Source organism: Pelomonas dachongensis, from assembly GCF_043555865.1.
GTDB classification, from domain to species: Bacteria; Pseudomonadota; Gammaproteobacteria; order Burkholderiales; family Burkholderiaceae_C; genus Pelomonas; species Pelomonas dachongensis.
Genome location: NZ_JBIGHY010000008.1, coordinates 41,677 through 63,020 on the forward strand (window position 1 = coordinate 41,677; position 21,344 = coordinate 63,020).

General features: G+C 66.5%; 19 protein-coding genes. 15 read left to right on the forward strand and 4 right to left on the reverse strand.

Translation table 11 applies throughout. The features are described from left to right. Window positions 1–2: 2 nt before the first annotated feature. Complete coding sequence (locus tag ACG02S_RS19950) at window positions 3–1,247, reverse strand: ribulose-bisphosphate carboxylase large subunit family protein (protein WP_394472241.1); 1,245 nt, start codon at window positions 1,245–1,247, stop codon at window positions 3–5. Window positions 1,248–1,268: 21 nt separating this feature from the next. Continuing rightward, window positions 1,269–2,099 (reverse strand): phosphogluconate dehydrogenase C-terminal domain-containing protein, encoded by an 831-nt coding sequence (locus tag ACG02S_RS19955; protein ID WP_394472242.1) that lies wholly within the window; start codon window positions 2,097–2,099, stop codon window positions 1,269–1,271. A 261-nt stretch (window positions 2,100–2,360) separates the two neighbouring features. Here ACG02S_RS19955 and ACG02S_RS19960 point away from each other — a divergent pair, with 261 nt between their 5' ends. The 15 genes from ACG02S_RS19960 to ACG02S_RS20030 all read left to right on the forward strand — a co-directional run bounded on the left by ACG02S_RS19960 (window position 2,361) and on the right by ACG02S_RS20030 (window position 19,104). Beyond that, entirely contained in the window at window positions 2,361–3,071 is a 711-nt protein-coding gene (locus ACG02S_RS19960; protein ID WP_394472243.1) for a transcriptional regulator NanR, read from the forward strand. A 188-nt stretch (window positions 3,072–3,259) separates the two neighbouring features. Beyond that, window positions 3,260–4,201: a D-ribose ABC transporter substrate-binding protein gene (locus ACG02S_RS19965; RefSeq protein ID WP_394472244.1), complete on the forward strand. Its 942-nt coding sequence runs from the start codon at window positions 3,260–3,262 to the stop codon at window positions 4,199–4,201. A gap of 63 nt (window positions 4,202–4,264) precedes the next feature. After that, a complete protein-coding gene (locus ACG02S_RS19970; protein WP_394472245.1) occupies window positions 4,265–4,936 on the forward strand; it encodes a DUF2291 family protein in 672 nt (223 codons plus the stop codon). After that, complete coding sequence (locus tag ACG02S_RS19975) at window positions 4,936–6,468, forward strand: sugar ABC transporter ATP-binding protein (protein WP_394472246.1); 1,533 nt, start codon at window positions 4,936–4,938, stop codon at window positions 6,466–6,468. The genes ACG02S_RS19970 and ACG02S_RS19975 overlap by 1 nt, the downstream gene beginning before the upstream one ends. Window positions 6,469–6,497: 29 nt before the next feature. After that, window positions 6,498–7,562, forward strand: coding sequence for an ABC transporter permease (locus tag ACG02S_RS19980; RefSeq protein ID WP_394472247.1), 1,065 nt, complete (start codon window positions 6,498–6,500; stop codon window positions 7,560–7,562). Window positions 7,563–7,633: 71 nt separating this feature from the next. Then, a complete protein-coding gene (locus ACG02S_RS19985) occupies window positions 7,634–8,671 on the forward strand; it encodes a Gfo/Idh/MocA family protein (RefSeq protein WP_394472248.1) in 1,038 nt (345 codons plus the stop codon). Further along, window positions 8,658–10,559 carry a D-apionate lactonase family protein gene (locus ACG02S_RS19990; protein WP_394472249.1) on the forward strand — a complete coding sequence of 634 codons (1,902 nt, stop codon included), beginning with the start codon at window positions 8,658–8,660 and terminating at the stop codon, window positions 10,557–10,559. Before ACG02S_RS19985 ends, ACG02S_RS19990 begins: the two co-directional genes overlap by 14 nt. 909 nt (window positions 10,560–11,468) lie before the next feature. Further along, window positions 11,469–11,705, forward strand: coding sequence for a helix-turn-helix domain-containing protein (locus tag ACG02S_RS19995; RefSeq protein ID WP_394472407.1), 237 nt, complete (start codon window positions 11,469–11,471; stop codon window positions 11,703–11,705). Further along, the gene (locus tag ACG02S_RS20000) at window positions 11,705–13,045 is read left to right on the forward strand and encodes a type II toxin-antitoxin system HipA family toxin (RefSeq protein WP_394472250.1); all 1,341 of its coding nucleotides are present in this window, start codon (window positions 11,705–11,707) and stop codon (window positions 13,043–13,045) included. Before ACG02S_RS19995 ends, ACG02S_RS20000 begins: the two co-directional genes overlap by 1 nt. 524 nt (window positions 13,046–13,569) lie before the next feature. Further along, window positions 13,570–15,237: a type IV-A pilus assembly ATPase PilB gene (gene pilB, locus ACG02S_RS20005; RefSeq protein ID WP_394472408.1), complete on the forward strand. Its 1,668-nt coding sequence runs from the start codon at window positions 13,570–13,572 to the stop codon at window positions 15,235–15,237. A gap of 19 nt (window positions 15,238–15,256) precedes the next feature. After that, entirely contained in the window at window positions 15,257–16,480 is a 1,224-nt protein-coding gene (locus ACG02S_RS20010; RefSeq protein WP_394472251.1) for a type II secretion system F family protein, read from the forward strand. Window positions 16,481–16,570: 90 nt separating this feature from the next. Beyond that, window positions 16,571–17,509 carry a prepilin peptidase gene (locus tag ACG02S_RS20015; RefSeq protein ID WP_394472252.1) on the forward strand — a complete coding sequence of 313 codons (939 nt, stop codon included), beginning with the start codon at window positions 16,571–16,573 and terminating at the stop codon, window positions 17,507–17,509. Window positions 17,510–17,513: 4 nt separating this feature from the next. Beyond that, window positions 17,514–18,119 carry a dephospho-CoA kinase gene (coaE, locus tag ACG02S_RS20020; protein WP_394472253.1) on the forward strand — a complete coding sequence of 202 codons (606 nt, stop codon included), beginning with the start codon at window positions 17,514–17,516 and terminating at the stop codon, window positions 18,117–18,119. 23 nt (window positions 18,120–18,142) lie between these two features. Next, the gene (gene zapD, locus ACG02S_RS20025; RefSeq protein ID WP_394472254.1) at window positions 18,143–18,898 is read left to right on the forward strand and encodes a cell division protein ZapD; all 756 of its coding nucleotides are present in this window, start codon (window positions 18,143–18,145) and stop codon (window positions 18,896–18,898) included. Next, window positions 18,895–19,104 (forward strand): DNA gyrase inhibitor YacG, encoded by a 210-nt coding sequence (locus ACG02S_RS20030; protein ID WP_394472255.1) that lies wholly within the window; start codon window positions 18,895–18,897, stop codon window positions 19,102–19,104. The genes zapD and ACG02S_RS20030 overlap by 4 nt, the downstream gene beginning before the upstream one ends. Here ACG02S_RS20030 and ACG02S_RS20035 read toward each other — a convergent pair. Both ACG02S_RS20035 and pgi read right to left on the reverse strand, forming a co-directional pair. Further along, complete coding sequence (locus ACG02S_RS20035; protein ID WP_394472256.1) at window positions 19,094–19,714, reverse strand: HAD family hydrolase; 621 nt, start codon at window positions 19,712–19,714, stop codon at window positions 19,094–19,096. The genes ACG02S_RS20030 and ACG02S_RS20035 overlap by 11 nt on opposite strands. A gap of 7 nt (window positions 19,715–19,721) precedes the next feature. Then, a complete protein-coding gene (gene pgi / locus ACG02S_RS20040; protein ID WP_394472257.1) occupies window positions 19,722–21,344 on the reverse strand; it encodes a glucose-6-phosphate isomerase in 1,623 nt (540 codons plus the stop codon).

Below are 21,344 nucleotides of genomic sequence, written 5' to 3' on the forward strand. Positions count from 1 at the left end.
ACTCATCGCCAGAACGCCAATGCGGCGGTCAATGCGGGCACGCGACGGGCGTGCTCCGCCAGCGGCACGCCGCTCATTGCAGCCTCCCATGAAGCGCGCAGCGCTTCCACGCCCGCCGACACGCCCTGCGGATGGCCGAAGATGCCGCCGCCCGCCGTGTGGATGAGGTCGGTGCAGCCCAGCGCCGCATAGGTGTCGTGCGCCTGCAGCCCGGTCTGACCGGAGCTGAACACCGGCATCGCGGGCATGGCCGCCGCGTCCGTGGCCGGCGCCAGCACGGCGCGCGCGGCGGCGATGACGCTGTCGTCCGGCTCGCTGAACTTGTTGCGCAGACCGTTGACGTGCAGGTGGTCGGCCCCGGCCAGGCGCCAGAGTTTTTGCCAGGGGCCGTAATCCCAGCCGATGGCCGGGCTGCGGTTGAGATAGCCCCAGCCGGCACGGTGGGCGTGAATGGGCAGCTGCGCATGGCGGCGCAGCTCGTGTAGGCCCACCAGGCCCACCGAGTTCAGGCACACCATCACGCAGGTGCCGCCCTGCGCCAACACCAGGTCGTGGCGGCGGCGCATCTTGTCGAGGTCGCCAGTCAGGTTGAAGGCCACCATGGCCTTCTTGCCGGTGCGGTCGGCGGCTTCGTTGACGACGCGCATCACAGCGCGCACGCGGTCTTCGAAGGGGCAGTGCGGGCCATCGGCCTGCAGCTCGTCGTCCTTGATGAAGTCGATGCCGCCGTCCACCAGCTCGCGCACCTGCTGGGCTGTCTCGTCGGCCGACAGGCCCACGCTGGGCTTGATGATGGTGCCGATCAGCGGGCCGCGATTCACGCCGGCCAGCCGCCGGGTGCCCGCGATGCCGAAGGCCGGGCCGGGGTAGGCGGCCGCGAACGAGGCAGGCAGCTGCAGGTCGGTCAGCCGCAGGCCGGTGACGGCGCGCAGCTCGAACAGGTTGCCCGCCACCGTCGCCATCAGCGTGGGCAGGCAGGCCCCCAGGTTCTCGATGGGCCAGGACAGTTCCAGCCTGCAGCGCGTGTAGCGCGGGCTGCGCTTGGGCGTGGGCAGGCTGGGCAAGGACGAGGTGTCCAGCACCTCCAGCCGCTCCACCCGCGCGCCCGAGCGCGCCTTCAGCTCGGGCGTCTCGTTAGGCAGCGCCACGAAGGTGCCGCTGGACTGCTCGCCGGCAATGACCTCCGCCGCGCGGGCGGGGTCGTCACCGGTCTCCAGCCAGTAGCTGGCATGAATGCGTTCGCTCAAGGTGCGCTCCTCGGCCGGGGATCAGGTGATTCGGTGGATGCTCTCCGCGATCTCGTCGCGGTCGAACACCTTGAGCCAGTCATCGCGCATCAGCCTCGGCTTGCCGAAGGTGATGGCCTTGTTGCAGGCGTCGGAGAAGGCGCCGGGGATCTCGTTGAAGATGACCGCGCCCAGGATGTTCATGTGGCCCAGCAGGAAGTCCCGCGCGCAGGGCTGCGGCACGCCTCGGCGCACCACTTCGTCCATGGCCTCGCGCATGACGGCCAGCAGCGTGGCGCAGACGGTCTCGGACAGGCCTGGCTCCAGCAGCGCCATCTGCTCGACGGTCAGGCGGTAGGAGTCCTTGATGGGCGCGTAGATCGCCTTGGCCACCGCCTCGCCCAGGTCCCAGGCCGACTCCGGCCCCTGCATCAGCGCGCTGGTGATGGACTGCTTGGCGGCGACGCCGCCGAAGTAGTCCTTGCGCGCTGCAGCGTCGGTCTCGTCGTTGTAGATGGTGGGGTGGCAGGGGTGGGCCACGAAGTAGGTCAGATCCTTGCGGTCCGGCAGGTGGCCAGCGAAGGGGGCTGCGGCGTCCAGCAGCATGACCATGGTGCCGGCCGGCAGTTTGGGCGAGATCTGGTGCGCCACCTTGCCGATGACGGTGTCAGGGATCGCCAGGATCACGACATCGGCGCCGTCCAGCGCGGCGTCGGTGTCCACGCAGTCCAGGCCCAGTTCGTCCTTCAGACGCTTGCGGCCGACCTCGCTGGGTTCGACGTGGCGGACTCGGAAACTGGAATTGAGGAGGTTCTTGGACAGGCGCACGCCCATCTTGCCGCCTGCTCCGAACAGGGCGATGGTTTGATTCATGACTGAGGCTCCGTTGGCATCTGCAGGGAAGAGAGAGTCGAGCGCGGGCGGCATCGCGTCTTCAGCAATGCCACCCGCCCCACACGTCAACTTAAACGACATGTAGACATACTCATCATACCAGTTGATATCATCATGTCCAGAAAATGATGGGGACGGTGGCCGCGCAGCCTTGACTGCGCCTGAAGCGCTCGCCAATGGGAGCGTGGTATCGTCATATGACCACATTGCCATCCTGAAGATGGCAGGCGGAGCCCCACCATGAGCGAGACGATTCAGCGCAGAAAAATCTATCAAGAGGTCCTCGACCGGCTGATGGACCGCATCCGGTCAGGCGCCATCCCAGCCGGCGCCCAGTTGCCCTCGGAGCGGGAGCTGATGGATGAATACGGCGTCGGCCGCCCTGCGGTGCGTGAAGCCTTGCAGGCGCTGGAACGCTCGGGGATCGTCGAGATCATTCATGGCGAGCGAGCGCGTGTGGTCGTACCAACGGCCGAGCGCCTCGTGTCGCAGTTGGCTGGCGGCGCGATGCACTTGCTACGCAGCCAGCCCGGCAGCCTGGAGCACATGAAGGAAGCCCGCGTATTCCTGGAGTGCGGCACCGCCCGCATGGCAGCTGAACGCGCGACCGAGGAACAGATCGCCCGCTTGCGCCTGGCCATCGCGCAACAGCGCGCGGCGATGTCGAACTTCGAGCTGTTCGTCGAGCGCGACATGGCCTTCCACCGCGAGATCGCCGGCATCAGCGGCAACCCCATCTTTCCGTCCATCGCCGAGGCCCTGTTCCGGTGGGCAGGCGAGTATTACCAGACGCTGGTGCGAGCGCCTGGCGCCGAAGAGCTGACGCTCAGCGAGCATGAGCGCATCGTCGACGCCATTGCGGCGCACGATCCGCAGGCGGCGTCCGACGCGATGGAAGCGCATCTGACGCGCGCCAACACGCTCTACCAGCGGCTCATCCGACCGGCCTGATCGACGGCTGGCGCCCGGCGCCAGGGAAAACCAGAGCCTGCGACTCGCCCAACATGTCATACCATCACACCAACACAACATATGTGTTGGTAGAGGCGACAGCCCGGCCAACCATGCAGCCACGAGCGCGGTCCAGCCAATGGTTGAGACGCACCAAAATCACTCAGCGAACTGAGGAGACATAGCCCATGACATCCAAGCAAAAGCTCAAGACGCTGGCGGTGGCGCTGTTCGCCGGTCTTGCGACGCAGATGGCCGCCGCCAAGGACTTGATCGCCATCATCGTGCCGTCGCCGGACAACCCCTTCTTCAAGGCCGAGGCCGTGGCCGCCCAGGCGCGCGCCAAGGCGCTGGGTTACGACACGCTGGTGCTCGTCCACAACGACGACGCCAACAAGCAAAACGAGCTTTTCGACGCCGCCATCGCCCGCAAGGCCCGCGCCATCATCCTGGACAACGCCGGCAGCGAGGCCTCCGTGGCCGCCGTCGCCAAGGCGAAGAAGGCCGGCATCCCGTCCTTCTTGATCGACCGCGAAATCAACACCACCGGCGTGGCCGTGACGCAGATCGTCAGCAACAACTACCAGGGCGCGCAACTGGGCGCCGAGGAGTTCGTGCGGCTGATGGGCGAAAAGGGCAACTACGTCGAGCTGCTGGGCCGCGAGGCCGACATCAATGCCGGCGTGCGCAGCAAGGGCTACCAGGACGTGATCGGCAAGTACCCCGGCATGAAGCTCGTGGCCCGCCAGTCCGCCAACTGGAGCCAGCCCGAGGCCTTCAAGAAGATGGAAACCATCCTGCAGGCCAACCCCGACATCAAGGGCGTGATCGCCGGCAACGACACCATGGCGATGGGCGCCTGGGCTGCACTGCAGGCCGCCAAGCGCACGGACGTCATCGTCGTCGGCTTCGATGGCAGCAACGATGTGCGCGACTCCATTCTCAAAGGTGGCATCAAAGCCACGGTGTTGCAGCCGGCCTACCGCCAGGCCGAACTGGCCGTGGAGCAGGCCGACAAATACCTGAAAACCGGCAGCACCGGTTTGCCGGAGAAACAGCTGATGGACTGCGTGCTCATCACCGCCAGGAACGCCGCCCGCCTCGACGGCTTCAACTTGAAGAAGAAGTAGGCCACGCCTACGACCTCTGGGGCTTCCCGCCCTCGCTCGCTCCTCAGCTCACCGCACCCGATCATGCCGTCCCTGCTGTACCCGCCACGCCTCGCGGCGCTGGCATGCCTGCTCGCGCTCGCCCTCGGCCTCTCGGCCTGCCGCATCGAGAAGCGCACCGTGGCCGCATCGGCCGACCAGGCCGACAAATTCGTCAACCAGGCGTTCGACCCCAAGGCCCAGGTCGCCGACATCTGGGAGGCCAAGGTGTTGCCCGCGCTGCAGGCCAAGGCGGTGGACTTCCCCGCGCTGCGCCAGGCGATGGTCGCCGACGTCGACCAGGCCGGTGAAAAGATGGGCCAGCGCCAGCCGGCCGAAGGTGCGCCATGGAACTTCGTCGCCCGCGTCAAGGGTCGGGTGGTGACGGTGAACACCGACGTCAGCGCCGGCACCGTCGGTGTGGACGTTGACGGCGACGGCCAGGCCGACGCGCTCGTCCAGATCGGCCCCGTCGTGCGCGGCACCTCGCTGCGCGACAGCCTGCCCTTCATCTCGTTCACCGACTACGCCAACCAGGTCGAGTTCGCCCAGCTGGCCAATGCGTTCAACGACCAGGCCTACGCGCTCGTCATGAAGCCCCTGCCACGGCAGGAGCTCCAGGGGCGTTCGGTCGAGCTGCTGGGCGTCTTCACCGACGACGACAACGCCGACCTGCCCACGCTGACACCCGTGCAGCTCACGCTGGGGGCCAAGTGATGGCGGGCGACCACGCCGTGGTGCTGCGCATGGTGGGCGTCAGCAAGGCCTACCTCGGCACGCAGGCACTCAAGGGTGTCGACTTCGAGCTCAAGGCCGGTGCGGTCAACGTGCTCGTCGGCGAGAACGGCGCGGGCAAGTCGACCATGATGAAGATCATTGCCGGCGTGGAGCAGCCCACCGGCGGCCAGCTGCTGCTGGACGGCCGGCCAGTGAGCCTGCGCAGCTGCGAGGAGGCGCGCCGCCACGGCATCGGCATCGTCTTCCAGGAGCTCAACCTCTTCCCCAACCTGTCCATCGCCGAGAACCTGTTCATCGGCCGCGAGCTGGTGAAGGCACGCCACGCCATCGACATGCCGGCCCAGCGCGAGCGCGCCCGCGCGCTGCTGCGCGACCTGGCGCACGAGCTGGACCCCGACACCCTCGTTGGCGACCTGCGTGTGGGCCAGCAGCAGATCGTCGAGATCGCCAAGGCGCTGTCCCAGGACGCCCGCATCCTCATCCTGGACGAGCCCACCTCGGCGCTGAGCCAGCCCGAGGTCGAGGTGCTGTTCCGCGTTATCGCCGACCTCAAGGCGCGCGGCGTGGCCATCGTCTACATCTCGCACCGGCTGGAAGAGCTGGTGCGCATCGGCGACTACATCACCGTGCTGCGCGACGGCCGCATCACCGGCTCGGCCCGCATGGCCGAGGTCGACGTGCCCTGGATCGTGCGCCAGATGGTGGGCGCCAGCACGCGCGACTTCGCCCGCACCGACGACCACCAGTTCGGCGACGTGGTGCTGCAGGTCGAGAACGTGCGGCTGCCGCGCCGCAACCTGCCCGGCTGGCTGGTGGACGGCGTCTCGCTGCAGCTGCGCGCCGGCGAGATCGTCGGCATCTACGGCCTGATGGGCGCCGGCCGCACCGAACTGTTCGAGTGCATCTTCGGCTGCCACCCAGGCCGCGCCAGCGGCAGCGTGCAATTGCAAGGCCAGCAGCTGATGGGCCGCGACATCCAGGCCTGCATCCGCGCAGGTCTCGCCCTGATCCCCGAGGACCGCAAGGCCGACGGCCTGGTGCACACCCAGTCCATCGCCGAGAACATGACGCTGTCCAGCCTCTGGCGGCTGGCGCGACGCGGCTGGCTGGGGCCTGCCGCCGAGCGCCGCGCCGTGGCGCAGCAGGTGCGGGAGTTGCACATCAAGGCACCGCGCCCGGAGCTGCCCATCGGCTCTCTGTCAGGCGGCAACCAGCAAAAGGTGCTCATCGGCCGCGCGCTGATGACGAACCCGAAGGTGCTGCTGATGGACGAGCCCAGCCGCGGCATCGACATCGGCGCCAAGGCCGAGGTCTTCAAGGCCATGCGCGACATGGCCAAGGCCGGCATGGCCATCCTCTTCGTCACGTCCGACCTGGAGGAAGTGATGGCCCTGTCCGACCGCATCCTCGTCATGTGCAACGGCCGCGTCAGCGCCGAGTTCGCCGAGGGCCAGGCCACGCAGGCCGCCCTGGTGGCCGCCTCTGCACCCGGCCAGCCGCTCGCCGCCTGAGCCCCCATCCCCTTGCAGTCCTGAACATCATGTCCGCCACCGCCGCCATCACCCCCGCCGCCCCCGCACGCAAGAGCGACCAGGCGCTCTTCCTGCTGTTCAAGCTGCGCACATTCATCGCGCTGTTCGCGGTGGTGGGCTTCTTCTCGGCAGCCGCCCCCAACTTCCTGTCGGCCGACAACGCGCTGATCATGGCCAAGCATGTGGCGCTGAACGCCTTCCTGGCCATCGGCATGACCTACGTCATCGTCAGCGGCGGCATCGACCTGTCGGTGGGCTCCACGGTGGGCCTAGCCGGCATGGTTGCGGGCTTCCTCATCCTCAATGGCCTGCCGGTCGGCGACTACGTCATCTGGTTCAACATCTTCGAGATCATCGGCATCGCGCTGCTGCTGGGCGTGGCCATCGGCGGTGCGAATGGCTTGCTCATCACGCGGCTCAACGTGGCCCCCTTCATCGCGACGCTGGGCATGCTCTACGTCGCACGCGGCGCCGCGCTGCTGATCTCCGACGGCGCCACCTTCGCCAACCTCGGCGGCAAGGATGCCGCCAGCAGCACCGGCTTCCCGCTGCTGGGCACGCTCAGCCCGCTGGGCATTCCGCTGGTGTTGTGGCTGCTGGTCGTCATCGGCTTGGCCGCCACCTACCTGGGCTTGCGCACGCCCATCGGCCGACACATCTACGCGGTGGGCGGCAACGAGCGCGCGGCGCAGCTGTCAGGCGTGCAGGTACGGCGCGTGAAGATGGTGGTCTACATGATCTCCGGCGGCCTGGCGGCGCTGGTGGGCCTCATCATCGCGTCGCAGCTGGAGGCGGCCCACCCGCTGACCGGCGAGACCTTCGAGCTCAACGCCATCGCCGCAGCCGTGCTGGGCGGCACCTCCATGTCGGGCGGACGGGGCCGCATCGGCGGCACCATCGTCGGCGCCTTCGTCATCGGCATCCTGTCCGACGGCCTGGTCATGATGGGCGTCAGCTCGTTCTGGCAAACCGTCATCAAGGGCGTGGTCATCATCGCGGCGGTCGTGGTCGACCAGGCCCAGCAGCGCATGCAGCAACGCCTGGCCCTGCAACAAAGCGCCGCCACCGCATGAGCCGTCGCAACGTGCGCTGGCCGCGATTCAGCGGCAGGCACGCATCAAGAAAGAACACCGGAGCCCACCACATGAAACGAGGCGCCTTGATCGGCTGCGGCTTCTTTTCGTACAACCACCTGCATGCCTGGCAGCAGCTGGAAGGCGTCGAGATCGTCGCGCTGTGCGACCGCGACACGGCCCGCCTGGCCCAGGCGGCGCAGGACTTCGGCATCGCCCGGACCTACACCGACGCTGGCGAACTCTTCGCCCGGGAGCAGCTGGATTTTGTCGACATCGCCACGACCGTCCACACCCACCGCGCGCTGGTCGAGCTGGCCGCAGCGGCGCGCGTGCCCTGCATCTGCCAGAAACCCTTCGCGCCGACGTTGGATGACGCCCTGGCCATGGTGGCCGCCTGCGCCGCGGCCAGCGTGCCGCTGATGGTGCACGAGAACTTCCGCTGGCAGACGCCCGTGCAGGCCGCGCGCCGCGTGCTCGACTCGGGCGCCATCGGCACGCCGTTCTGGGGCCGCTTCAGCTTCCGCTCGGCCTTCGATGTCTACCGCACCCAGCCCTACCTGGCCCAGGGCCAGCGATTCATCATCGAAGACCTGGGCATCCATGTGCTGGACATCGCCCGCTTCCTGCTTGGCGACGTGACGACGCTCAACGCGACGACCCAGCGAGTCAACCCGCGCATCGCCGGCGAAGACGTCGCGACCATGCTGATGCGCCACGCCAGCGGCGCCACCAGCGTCGTGGACTGCAGCTACGCCTCGCCGCGCGCCGAGGAACTCTTCCCGCAGACCCTGCTGGAGATCGACGGCAGCGACGGATCGCTGCGCGTCGACGCCGGATACCGGCTGCACGTCTACAGCCGCTCGGGCGTCCAATCCACCCAGAACTGCGAGCCGCCACTGCATGCCTGGGCGCAGCGTCCCTGGTTCAACATCCAGGACAGCGTGCTCAACATCCAGGCGCACTGGCTGGACTGTCTCGCCACCGGCTGCGAGCCGCAGACCTCTGGGCGAGATAACCTTCGGACGCTGGCACTTGTCGAGGCGGCCTACCGCTCCGCGGGCAGCGGTCAGCAGGCCGTGTCGCTCTCTTGCGATGAAGGACGCTGACCGCCTCACCCTGTTCGGCACCCTGGAGCCGACGCCGCCGGTCCAGTTGCTGCAGGCCGGCCGCTTGAGCTGCGAGCTGGTCGATGGACAGGTACGGAACGTGCGCTGGGACGATGTGGAGGTCGTGCGTGGCATTTCCTATTTGCTGCGTGACCAGGACTGGGGCACGGTGGCCGCGGTCGTGGAAGCGCTGCACGTCGAGCAGCAAGCCCACTCTTTCAGCGCACGCTGCATGCTGCGCATGACGACGCCGCAGGGCGAGTTGCGAGCCGCTGCATGTCTGTCGGCGCATGAGACGGGCTCTCTCCGCTTCGAGGTTTCCGCCACGCCAGATGCCGACCTTGCCACCAACCGCTGCGGCTTCGTGGTGCTCCATCCTGCTGACGCGGCGGGTCGACGCCTGCGCGTCGGGCACTGCGACGGGACAGTGTCGGACACCCAATTCCCACGCGACATCAGTCCGTCGCAACCCGTGTTCGCCATCCGCAGGCTTGCCTATGCGCCACGAGATGGCATCGAAGTTGAGTTGCTTCTGCAGGCCGAACTGCCCCACGACCCTCTGGGCAAGTTCGAGATGGAGGACCAGCGCAACTGGAGCGACGCTTCATTCAAGACCTACGTCGCTTCCCTGCGCGATCCCTGGCCCTATAGGCTTCCCGCCGGCCAGGCCCTGACACAACGAATTGAGCTCGTCGTGAGCGGCAACCAAAGGCCGGCCTCGACGCCGCGAGACACACCGGGCATCGTCATCGGCCCGGCCTCGCACTGCCGCATGCCGGCGTTGGGTATCGGCGTGCCGCCTGGCTTGGCGCGTGCCCAGCCTGAAGAGGTCGCCGCACTGCGGGGGCTCGGCGCCAGCTGGTGGATCGCGGAGGCTGACCTCCGCGAAGACGCCCTCACCGCCGATCTGCAGGCGTTGGCCATACATCGCAGCGGCCTGGACGTGCGCGTCCAGCTCGACCTGATCGCTGATGACGCAGAGCGCCCCGAGGCAGCCGCAGCACACGCCGCGCGCCTCTGCGAGGCCGCTGGTCTGCGGGCCGATGCAGTGCGCCTGCTGCCAGCGGCATACCTCAAGAGCTTCCAGCCCGAAGGCCCCTGGCCATCTCTCCCGCCGCTGGAGGCCTACGCCGCTGCTGCTCGTCACGCTTTCCCCGGGGCACAGATTGGCGGCGGCATGTACACCAGCTTCACGGAGCTAAACCGCCGACGCCCAAGCGACACCGAACTCGATTTCATCGGCCACCTGACGTGCCCGACCGTTCACGGGGCGGACGACCATTCCGTGATGCAGACCCACGAATGCCTGCCGCACATCGTGCGGAGCGTGCGCAACCTGTGGCCCACGCTGCCCTACCGCCTGGGCCCGAGCAGCATCGCGCCCAGGCGCAACCCGTATGGCCAGAACACAGCACTCAATGCGGCAGGCCGCCGACTCCCCCTCGCAAGCGCGGACCCCCGGCACGGCGCCTCCTTTGGCGCCGCCTGGACCGTGGGCTACGCGGCGTCGGTGGCACCGCTGGGTCTCGAGGTTCTGGCGCTGCTTGACAGCCACGGCCCACATGGGCCGAAGCCTCACCTGCCGTGCGGCCTGCCTGCCGGCTCATTGACTCAAGCATGGGTCGTGCTCCAGTACCTGGCCTCGGCCGTGGGGGCACGCTATCTGCCTTTGCTCAACCTCCCCGACAGCGTCGTCGGCATGGCGTGGACGCACGACGACGTCATCGCTCAAGGGGTCATTGCCAACTTGGGCCACCGTCCTGTTTCGCTCCGCTGGAAACAGCGTCCCCTCACTCTGCCCGATGTGACAACCACGGTCGAAGTGCTGGGCGCCTATCAGACCTGCGGGTTTACCTTCGATGTGAACCCATCTCCCGCCACTGGCTAGTTGGCAGATCGCCGCGTGTAGTGAGGGGGGGTCGACCTCCGCGATGCGCCGGCAGCCTGCTGCCGGCCCTGGGCGCACATTGACGCCGTGCATCACCTGAGCAGCTACAGGTCGTGCTTGTCGCCGGTTCCCGCACCGCTGTAGCACCACCATCCCAGTTACCTCCGGTTGTGCTGCCAGTTCAGTTGCGCAGCAGGCTCACCAGGGCGCGGCGTTGCCGCGCATTCCCTTCCAGATCGGGCGCTCAGAGAGCTGCAGACGCAGGAGGCGTGGGAAGAACCGCAGCCCGCGCTCAAAAGGCGCACATCCCGGTTCTTCCACACACCGAAGCAGCACCGCGCCACCGAGCTAGCCCCCCAAGAAAGTCCCATTGAACGGGCATGGAATCAGCATTGAACCCCGGCGGCAGACCGTCCAGCCCGCTCGATGTGAACTGAAGAATCTGGCATCAAACAAGCACCGAATCCTCTAGCCACCAAGCAAGAACCAGGGTCGAACGCGCGACTTCTACAAAATTGCCGCCTGGCTGAACGACAGCGGGCCGCACGGCCAGAGGTTGCTCGAGAAGTTTCGGATCGAGCGCAAGCCAGAGGACAAGCCCCTACCCCAACTCAAGCACACCATGCGCGAGTCCATCACGGAGCTTGAGTGAATTCATAAGCGGCTCAATGCCATCACGGCGCAAGACATCAACGGCTACTGCTGTCAGTCGCTGCAGCAAGACATCGAAGCAGATTCCCTCGTATCCGGCGGAATACCGCCCAACTTCCCGATTTACGGTGAAATATCGCAGAATCAGATATTTGCAATTTATCTCCAATAGAGATCTTTGCAATATATCTGACATTGAGATATTGTCAAAATATCCGAATACCAGATACGCCCATGACCGCCGCCCAACAGCCTCTGATGACAGCCCTGCAGCTAGGCAGGCTGCTGAACTCGGCACGCAAAGCCAAAGGACTCTCGCAGAACGACCTAGCCGCCAAGGTCGGCGTAGGCCAAAGCCGCGTCTCTCACCTTGAGCAACATGCTGAGGAAATGAGCGTGGCTCAGTTGATGGCGTGGTGCGCTGCGCTTGGCCTCGAAGTCAGCATTGGTCACCGAGGCGCCCCAGCGGCCTCCAGCTCGACTTCGGTGTGGTGATGGGTCGCAAGTCACATCGCCGAGCTCTCTCCATTTGGACGAACGGTGTCCGGGTCGGCACCTGGGCCATGCCCGCACGGGGCGAGATGGAACTGCAGTACGACGCAGCCTGGATGAGCTCGCAAGTAGGCCGACCTCTGTCCTTGTCGCTGCCTTTCCAGTTCGGCAACCTGTCCCACAAAGGTGCCGCGGTTCACAACTTCTTCGACAACCTGTTGCCGGACAGCGATGCCATCCGCAAGCGCATTGCGACCCGCTTCAAAACGGGCTCCATCGAAGCCTTCGACCTGCTTGAGGCCATTGGTAGAGACTGCGTCGGTGCCGTGCAGCTTCTTGCGGAAGATGGAACGCCGGAGGGCTACGACCAGGTAGAGGGCACACCGCTGTCCGACGAGGAGGTCGAGCGGCATCTGCTTAACACCGTGAGCGACGAGAAGTTCAACGCGGGTCACAACGCTGAAGACGACTTCAGGATTTCGCTTGCAGGCGCGCAAGAGAAAGATGCGTTCCTGCGTTGGAAGGGCCAGTGGCTGCGCCCGCACGGCGCCACGCCAACGACGCACATCTTCAAGCTCCCCCTCGGCTTTGTCGGAGGACGCCAGGCCGACTTCAGAACCTCGGTCGATAACGAGTGGCTGTGCCTGCGCATCCTGCGGGCCTACGGCCTCGACACCGCTGAGGCCAGCATCGGGACGTTCGGCAAGCAACGTGTGCTGGTGGTCGAGCGCTTCGACCGCCGCGAGCATCCCGATGGCGGCTGGCTGTTGCGTCTGCCACAGGAAGACTTTTGCCAAGCCCTCGGCGTCTCCCCGCTCATCAAGTACGAGAACCAGGGTGGTCCCGGCCTGGTCCAATTGTTCGACATCCTGCGGCAGTCGGTCCGTCCGGAAGACCAGGCCACCCTGCTGACCTCGCAAATCCTCTTCTGGCTGCTGCGCGCGCCGGACGGCCATGCAAAGAACTTCAGCATCCAGTTGCTGCCGGGCGGACGTTTTCAACTGACCAAGTTCTACGACGTGATGTCGGCCTACCCGGTCCTCGGCGAAGGCCCCAACCGCTGGTCCGCGTACGAGTTGAAGTTGGCGATGGCCTTGCATGACAAGAGCAAGCACTACAGCGTGAGGAGCATCCAGCGCAGGCACTTCAACAGCACCGCACGCAAGGTCGGCTATGGGGACAGTGCGGAGCCCCTCATCCAACACATCCTGGAACGCACGCCCGCCGTCATCGCCGAAGTGCGCAACGCGCTCCCCGAAGGCTTCAACCAACCCGTCGCGGACGCCATCCTCGACGGGCTGAAAGCAGCCGCACAACGACTGGCAGAAATGCCTGCGAACTGAGGTTCACATCCGACGCGCCTGCCCTCAAAACTAGCTGCCGAATCGCCCCAGAAGAAGGGGGCTCGACCCGCCTCAAAAGCTCACTTTTCAGGGTCCTCCGTGCGGCAAATTTGCGGCAATGCGGCAATCTCGCGGCAGCAGAAAACCTCAGGACACCGCACGAAGCCATTGGAAGCCTGTGCTAAGCTGTTGATTCATATGGAGGCGGGCAGGTCCGCCCAAGCTCCTGGAAGCCCTGAGGTGCCATTCGGGGACGTAGAGGCGGGAGGTTCAAATCCTCTCACCCCGACCAGGAATTTCCCTTGCACCAGGGATGCAAAGAAGCCGCGAACTCCGCGGCTTCTTTGCATTTGGCGTCAGATTCGCCTGGAAACGCCGCCACGGTCACCCGGGCTCTTCCTCGGTCACGGCTCGCGTGTCGCTGGCACAATCAGTCGACCTCACTCCTGCCGTCGCCGACGTCACCATTCGTGGAAACCACGCTCGCCGAGCCGCCGCAATCCGCCCTATCCGGGGTCGCACGCATGCTGGTGCATGCCGGGAAGCTTCAGGCCAAAGCCGCCGAAGACCTCGTCAAGCTGGCGCGCGAGAAGAAGATCAGTTTCGTCAACGCGTTGATCGCGAGCGGACAGGTGACGCCGTCGGATCTGGCGCACACGTTGTCGAGCGCCCTGGCGCTGCCGCTGCTGGACCTGTCCGCCATGGACCCCCAGCGCATGCCGCAGAACGTCATCGATGCCAAGCTGTCTCAGCAATACCAAGTGGTGGCGCTGTCGAGGCGTGGCAGCCGTCTGTTCGTGGGCGGCGCCGATCCCACCGATCTTGAGGTCATCGAGCGGATCAAGTTCGCGACCCAGTTGCAGCCCGAGTGGGTCATCGTCGAACACGACAAGCTCGCCAAGATTCTGTCCAGCACCGGTGCAACGGCCACCGAGACGCTGGAGAGCATCGCTGGCGGCGACTTCGATTTCGACATTGCCGAAGAGGACGCCAGCCCTCAGCAGGAAGCGGCCGAACTGGCCGATGTCGAGGATGCGCCGGTGGTGCGCTTCCTGCAGAAGATGCTCGTCGACGCCATCAACCTGCGCGCCTCCGACCTGCACTTCGAGCCGTACGAGTTCCACTATCGCGTTCGCTTCCGCGTCGACGGCGAGTTGCGCGAGATCACACAGCCGCCCATTGCGATCAAGGACAAGCTGTCGTCCCGCATCAAGGTGATTTCACGCCTGGACATCGCCGAGAAGCGCGTGCCCCAGGACGGGCGCATGAAGCTGAAGTTCGGCAGCAAGTCCATCGACTTCCGCGTCAGCACGCTGCCCACGCTGTTCGGCGAGAAGATCGTCATCCGTATCCTGGATTCTTCGTCGGCCAAGCTGGGCATCGAGGCCCTGGGCTACGAGAAGATTGAGAAGGACCGCCTGCTGGCGGCCATCTACCGGCCCTATGGCATGGTGCTGGTCACAGGCCCGACCGGCTCGGGCAAGACGGTGTCGCTGTACACCTGCCTGAACATCCTGAACCAGCCGGGCGTCAACATCTCGACCGTCGAAGACCCAGCCGAAATCAACCTGCCCGGCATCAACCAGGTCAACGTCAACGACAAGGCCGGCTTGAACTTCTCGGCGGCACTGAAGTCGTTCCTGCGCCAGGATCCCGACATCATCATGGTGGGCGAAATCCGCGACCTGGAAACGGCCGACATCGCGATCAAGGCAGCGCAGACGGGTCACATGGTGATGTCGACGCTGCACACCAACGACGCCCCCAAGACGCTGACCCGCCTGTTGAACATGGGCGTGGCGCCGTTCAACATCGCGTCCAGCGTGCTGTTGATCACGGCCCAGCGGCTGGTGCGCCGCCTGTGCGAGAACTGCAAGGCGCCGGCCGAATATCCTCGAGACGCCTTGTTGAAGGCGGGCTTTCGCGAGGATGAGTTCGATGGCAGTTGGAAACCTTACCGCGCCGTTGGTTGCAGCAATTGCACAAATGGTTACCGAGGCCGGGTCGGCCTTTACCAAGTGATGCCCATTACCGAGGCCATCCAGCGCATCATCCTGGCTGAGGGAACGGCGATGGATATCGCCGTGCAAGCCGGGAAGGAAGGCGTCCGTGATCTGCGCCAGTCAGGGCTGGTGAAGGTGCGCGTCGGCGTGACCACGCTGGAAGAAGTCCTGTCGGCCACCAACGAATAATCAGTCGCGAGGAGAGCGCATGGCCACAGCCACCGCTGCAGCAAAAGGCGTCAAGGACTTTGTCTTCGAGTGGGAGGGCAAGGACCGCAACGGCAAGATCGTCAAGGGCGAACTGCGTGCGGGGGGTGAGGCCATGGTCAGCGCGACGCTGCGCCGCCAGGGCATTCTCGTCAACAAGGTCAAGAAGCGTCGCGCCAGCGGCGGCTCGGCGATCAAGCAAAAAGACATCGCCATCTTCACGCGCCAGCTCGCCACCATGATGCGCGCCGGCGTGCCGCTGCTGCAGTCCTTCGACATCGTGGCCCGTGGCGCGACCAATCCGCGCCTGACACGGCTGCTGAATGACATCCGCCAGGACGTGGAGACCGGCACGAGCCTGTCTTCCGCGTTTCGCAAGCATCCGATCTACTTCGATGCGCTGTACTGCAACCTCGTCGAGGCCGGCGAGGCAGGCGGCATTCTGGAGGCGCTGCTGGATCGGCTGGCGATCTATCAGGAGAAGACGGTCGCGCTGAAGAACAAGATCAAGTCGGCCCTGACCTACCCCATCGCGGTCATGGTGGTCGCCTTCATCGTCGTCGCGGTCATCATGATCTTCGTCGTGCCGTCATTCAAAGACGTGTTTCAGTCTTTCGGCGCCGACCTGCCCGCCCCGACGCTGATGGTCATCGCGATGTCGGAGTTCTTTGTCGCCTGGTGGTGGGCGATCGCCATTGTTGTGGGCGGCGGCGGCTACTTCTTCATCCAGAGCTGGAAGCGCTCGGTGGCCATGCAAAAGCGCATGGACCGCCTGCTGCTGAAGATCCCCGTCTTCGGCGACCTGCTGTACAAGTCAGCCGTGGCCCGCTGGACACGCACGCTGTCGACGATGTTCGCCGCCGGCGTGCCGCTGGTGGAAGCGCTCGACTCGGTCGGCGGCGCCTCGGGCAACGCCGTGTTCCAGGAGGCCACCGAACAGATCCAGCGCGATGTGTCGACGGGCTCGGCGCTGACCACCTCCATGCAGACCACCGGCATCTTCCCCACCATGGTGCTGCAGATGGCCTCCATCGGCGAAGAGTCAGGCTCGCTGGACCACATGCTGGCCAAGGCTGCCGAGTTCTACGAGGACGAGGTGGACGAAGCGGTCAAGGGCCTGTCGGCGCTGATGGAGCCGTTCATCATCGTCTTCCTGGGCGGCCTCATCGGTGGCATCGTGGTTGCGATGTACATGCCCATCTTCAAGCTCGGTCAGGTGGTGTGACCGACTCGGCGCCGGCGGCCTCAGGCTGGGGCGCCGCCGTCTGAAAAGCAGGTAGATTCCTGCCCGCCCCGACCTCCACTGCCGCCGCCCATGCCCCTTGCCTCCATCGACTGGTCCCTCTGGCTCTCCCCCTGGGTGCTGGGCGTGCTGGGCTTGTGTATCGGCAGCTTCCTGAACGTCGTCATCCACCGGCTGCCGCAGATGCTGGAGCGGCAGTGGCTGCACGAGTCTGCCGCCCAGCTGATCGACGCATCCACGATGTCCCGCGTGGCGGGATGGCCGCTGGCGCAGACCGAGAAGCTGGCCAAGGACGTGGATGCCTACGGCACGCGCATCGAGGAATTGCCGCCGCTGGGCATCGCCACGCCGCGCTCGCGCTGCCCGCACTGCGGCCACCAGTTGCGCTGGCACGAGAACCTGCCCCTGCTCGGCTGGCTGCGGTTGGGCGGCAAGTGCGCCGCCTGCAAGGCGCCGATCTCCAAGCGCTACCCGCTCGTCGAACTGGTCACTGGCCTGGCGTTCGCCGCGTTGTCCTGGCGTTTCGGCGCGCAGCCGACGACGTTGCTGTGGTGCGGATTCGTCGCCGCCCTCATCGCGCTGGCAATGATCGACTGGGACACCACGCTGCTGCCCGACGTCATCAACCAGCCGCTGCTGTGGGCCGGGCTCATCGCAGCCACCATGGGCTGGACCCTTGCGCTTGACCAGGCCGTCATCGGCGCCGTCGCGGGCTACCTGTCGCTGTGGTCCATCGCCTGGGTCTACGAGCGACTGCGCGGCCAGATCGGCATGGCGCCGGGCGACTTCAAGTTGCTCGCCGCCTTGGGCGCCTGGCTGGGCTGGCCCATGCTGCTGCCCGTCATTCTGGGAGCGTCCGCCGTCGGCGCGGTCGTGGGCGTGCTGATGAAGCTGTCGTCCAGCCTGCGCGAGGGGCGCTACGTGCCTTTCGGCCCCTTCCTGGCCGGCGGCGGCCTGGTCGTGCTGTTCGCCGGCCAGCAGACGGTACTGGGCTGGCTCGGCTGGGCTTGACCCCATGAGGGTGGGCCTGACGGGCGGGATCGGCAGCGGCAAGAGCACCGTCGCCGCATTTCTGCGCGAGGCGGGCGCCACCATCGTCGACACAGACGCCATTTCGCGTGGCCTCACCGTGGCGGGCGGCGCGGCCATGCCCGCCATCGCGCAGCACTTCGGTGCCGACTACGTCGCCGCAGACGGTGCACTCGACCGCGACCGCATGCGTGCGCTGGCCTTCTCCGACGCCGATGCGAAACGGCGCCTGGAAGCCATCCTGCATCCACTGATCAACGCCGAGGCGCTGGCACAGGCGGACGCTGCCACGACGGCACTGGTGGTGTTTGACGTGCCGCTGTTGGTGGAGTCGGGACGCTGGCGCGCACGAGTCGCCCGCGTGCTTGTGGTGGACTGCTCGGCCGAAACACAGATCGCCCGCGTGCTGCGCCGCCCCGGCTGGACCCGCGAGCGCGTGGACGGCGCGCTCGCCGCGCAGACCACGCGCGCGGCACGACGCGCGGCAGCGGATGCCGTCATCGTCAACGACGAGCTGCCGCTCGCGGCGCTGCAGCGCGAGGTGCAACGCCTGGCCGCACGCTGGGGGTGTGGAACAATGGTCGCGCCCTGACTGCAGTCCACCCCGAGGCCCCCTTGGTCCTGTACGAGTACCCGTTCAACGAGAGCATCCGCACGATGCTTCGCCTCGAACACCTGTTTGATCGCCTCGGTGCATTGGTCGCGCGCGAGACCGCGCTGGACCACCACTTCGCGCTGGTCACGCTGTTCGAGATTCTGGACGTCGCGTCGCGCGCCGATTTGAAGAGCGACCTGCTGAAAGAGCTGGAGAAGCACAAGGCGCAATTCAATGGCTACCGCGGCAGCGCGGGCATCGACGAAGCGCGGCTGGACGAGGTCATCGCGCGCATCGATGGCGCCTTTCAGCGGCTCAACGCGATGTCCGGCAAGACCGGGGCCGCGCTGACAGCCAACGACTGGCTGATGAGCATCCGCAGCCGCATCAGCATCCCGGGCGGCACCTGCGAGTTCGACCTGCCAGCCTACTACCACTGGCAGCAGCTGTTGCCAGTGCGCCGTCGCAAGGACATCATGCAGTGGGCGCAGTCGCTGATGCCGCTGGCCGAGGCCCTGCAGGTGCTGCTGGGCTTGCTGCGCGACACGGGCAGCCCGCACAAGGTCGCCGCCACCGCCGGGCAGTTTCAGCAAAGTCTGCCGTCAGGCCGGGCCTACCAGCTGCTGCGCATGAGGCTCGATCCCAGCCTGGGCCTGATCCCCGAGATCACCGGCCACCGCCTGATGGTGTCCATCCGCTTGATGCGTCAGGACGACGAAGGGCGCCTCAAGCTGGCGGCCGAGGACACCGCCTTCGAACTGACCTTGTGCACATGAGCGACGGCAAGCAACGCATCGTGCGCTGCCCGCAGTGCGGTGGCGACAGCATCTTCGCGCCCAGCAACAAGTGGCGCCCGTTCTGCAGCGAACGCTGCCGGCAGATCGACCTGGGCGCATGGGCCAGCGAGTCGTTCCGCGTGCCGGCCACGCCGCCGCAGGACCCCGACGAGATGCTGCCGGGCGACGAACCGCTCAAGCACTGAGCAGCCGTCGCGACACCAGCTCGCGCCGCGCGCTGGCGGCGTCGGTGAACAGGAAGGCCCGCCAGTCGCGCGACAGCGCGGCCTCGACGTTGACGGGGTGGTCGTCCAGGAACAGCAGCTCCTGCGGTCTGGCCTCGAAGCGGCGCTCGGCCATGGCAAAAATCTCCGCCCCAGGCTTGCTCTGCTTCACCCGCCCCGAGAACAGGCCCGACTCGAACCACTCGTCCAGCGGGTAGGTCTCGCTCAGGTGATCCGCGTACGGCTCGGGCATGTTGGACAGGAAGTGCAGCGTGTGCCCTGCCGCGCGCAGATCGCGGATCAGCACGACCGTGCCAGGGATGGGCATCAGCTCGTCCGGCACGGCGCGCACGACGGCCTCGACCTCACCCCGCGACCAGCCGGTGCGCGCCGAAATGCGCCGCACCACCTCGTCGGCCCCGATCAGGCCCTGATCGAACAGCCCCCAGTCGCCGCCGTACTGCTGGAAGAACTGCGCTGCGGCCTGCGCGCCCTGCTCCAGCGTCTCGATGCGCTGCGGCAGCACACGCGCCAGAAAACTGGCGGGATGCCAGCGGAACACGACGCCGCCGAAGTCGAAGACGATCTTCATGCGGCGCTCAGGCGGACGTCAGGCGCTGCAGCAGGCCAGCGGTCGAGCCGTCGAGGCCCGCCGTGTCGCCCGTCTCCAGGCGCGGCAGCAACTGGTTGCACAAGGCCTTGCCGAGTTCGACGCCCCATTGGTCGAAGCTGTTGATGCCCCAAAGCGCGCCGGTCACGAAGACGCGGTGCTCGTAAAGCGCGATCAGCGCGCCCAGCGAGCGCGGCGTCAGCGCGTCCAACACCAGCGTCGTGCTCGGACGGTTACCGGGAAAACTGCGGTGGCGCGACAAAACATCGCGGTCCAGCGTGGCGGACGCCGTGGGCGCCTTCTCCGTCAGCGCCTCGGCGGCCGTCTTGCCCTGCATCAGCGCCTGGCTCTGCGCCAGGCAATTGGCCAGCAACTTGCGGTGCTGGTCGGCGAGCTTCTCGGCCAGTTCACCGCTGGCGCCATGGTTCGGGCGCTTCACCGCGATGAACTCGACGGGGATGACATCCGTGCCCTGATGAAGCATCTGGAAATAGGCATGCTGGCCGTTCGTGCCGGCCTCGCCCCAGACCACGGGCGAGGTGCCGATGGCCAGCGCATTGCCGTCCAGGTCCACGCCCTTGCCGTTGCTCTCCATCTCCAGCTGTTGCAGATAGGCCGGCAGGCGGCGCAGGCCCTGGTGGTAGGGCGCGACGCTGCGGCTCGTGAAGCCGTGGAAATTGCGGTACCAGATGTCGATGAGGCCCAGCAGCACCGGCAGGTTCTTGTCCAGCGGCGTGGACGCGAAGTGCTCGTCCATCGCGTGCGCGCCGGCCAGCAGGTCGCGGAAGTTGTCGGCACCGACGGCGATGGCGATGGGCAGACCGATGACGGACCACAGCGAGTAGCGGCCACCCACCCAGTCCCAGAAGCCGAAGGCGGTGTCGATACCGAAGGCCGCCGCAGCAGCAGTGTTGCTGCTCGTGGCGACAAAATGGCGTGCCACGTCGGTGCCGCCGGCGGCGTGGAACCAGGCCTTCGCGGCCTGCGCATTGGCCAGCGTCTCCTGCGTCGTGAAGGTCTTGGACGCGATGACGAACAGCGTGTGCTGCGCGTTCAAGCCTGCCAGCACGGGCGCCAGGTCATGCCCGTCGACGTTGGACACGAAATGCAGCTTCAGGTCGCGCCGCGTGAAAGCCTGCAGCGCCTGCACGACCATGGCCGGGCCGAGATCGCTACCGCCGATGCCGATGTGGACGACGTCGGTGATCTCGCCCCGCTCGCCGCGCCGCACGCTCTCGGCAAACGCCAGCATCGCATCCAGCGACGCCTGCACCTCGGCGTTGAACGGCGCATCGCTGCCCGCGGGCGCGCGCAGCGCCGTGTGCAGCACCGCGCGGCCCTCCGTGTGGTTGACCGGGTCGCCGCGAAGCAGCGCGTCGCGGCGCGCCTCCAGGCCACAGGCAGCGGCCAGCTTCAGCAACAGCGCCAGCGTGGGGGCATCGATGCGGTTCTTCGAAAGGTCGGCAAAGACCTCGGGCGCTGCAAACGACAGCGCATCGAAGCGGCCCGCGTCGGCCGTGAAGGCGTCGCGGATGTCGAAGCCGCGACCACTCGCGGCGTAGTGAGCTTGCAGTTCAGCCCAGACGGGAGAGAGGTCGCAGCGTGCCGTCAT

Bases quoted from the DNA above. Each gene is read 5' to 3' on its own strand.
- ACG02S_RS19955 (WP_394472242.1), bottom strand. From the start codon at position 2,099: ATGAATCAAACCATCGCCCTGTTCGGAGCAGGCGGCAAGATGGGCGTG.
- ACG02S_RS19960 (WP_394472243.1), top strand. From the start codon at position 2,361: ATGAGCGAGACGATTCAGCGCAGAAAAATCTATCAAGAGGTCCTCGAC.
- ACG02S_RS19965 (WP_394472244.1), top strand. From the start codon at position 3,260: ATGACATCCAAGCAAAAGCTCAAGACGCTGGCGGTGGCGCTGTTCGCC.
- ACG02S_RS19970 (WP_394472245.1), top strand. From the start codon at position 4,265: ATGCCGTCCCTGCTGTACCCGCCACGCCTCGCGGCGCTGGCATGCCTG.
- ACG02S_RS19975 (WP_394472246.1), top strand. From the start codon at position 4,936: ATGGCGGGCGACCACGCCGTGGTGCTGCGCATGGTGGGCGTCAGCAAG.
- ACG02S_RS19980 (WP_394472247.1), top strand. From the start codon at position 6,498: ATGTCCGCCACCGCCGCCATCACCCCCGCCGCCCCCGCACGCAAGAGC.
- ACG02S_RS19985 (WP_394472248.1), top strand. From the start codon at position 7,634: ATGAAACGAGGCGCCTTGATCGGCTGCGGCTTCTTTTCGTACAACCAC.
- ACG02S_RS19990 (WP_394472249.1), top strand. From the start codon at position 8,658: ATGAAGGACGCTGACCGCCTCACCCTGTTCGGCACCCTGGAGCCGACG.
- ACG02S_RS19995 (WP_394472407.1), top strand. From the start codon at position 11,469: ATGACAGCCCTGCAGCTAGGCAGGCTGCTGAACTCGGCACGCAAAGCC.
- ACG02S_RS20000 (WP_394472250.1), top strand. From the start codon at position 11,705: ATGGGTCGCAAGTCACATCGCCGAGCTCTCTCCATTTGGACGAACGGT.
- pilB (WP_394472408.1), top strand. From the start codon at position 13,570: ATGCTGGTGCATGCCGGGAAGCTTCAGGCCAAAGCCGCCGAAGACCTC.
- ACG02S_RS20010 (WP_394472251.1), top strand. From the start codon at position 15,257: ATGGCCACAGCCACCGCTGCAGCAAAAGGCGTCAAGGACTTTGTCTTC.
- ACG02S_RS20015 (WP_394472252.1), top strand. From the start codon at position 16,571: ATGCCCCTTGCCTCCATCGACTGGTCCCTCTGGCTCTCCCCCTGGGTG.
- coaE (WP_394472253.1), top strand. From the start codon at position 17,514: ATGAGGGTGGGCCTGACGGGCGGGATCGGCAGCGGCAAGAGCACCGTC.
- ACG02S_RS20030 (WP_394472255.1), top strand. From the start codon at position 18,895: ATGAGCGACGGCAAGCAACGCATCGTGCGCTGCCCGCAGTGCGGTGGC.
- ACG02S_RS20035 (WP_394472256.1), bottom strand. From the start codon at position 19,714: ATGAAGATCGTCTTCGACTTCGGCGGCGTCGTGTTCCGCTGGCATCCC.
- pgi (WP_394472257.1), bottom strand. From the start codon at position 21,344: ATGACGGCACGCTGCGACCTCTCTCCCGTCTGGGCTGAACTGCAAGCT.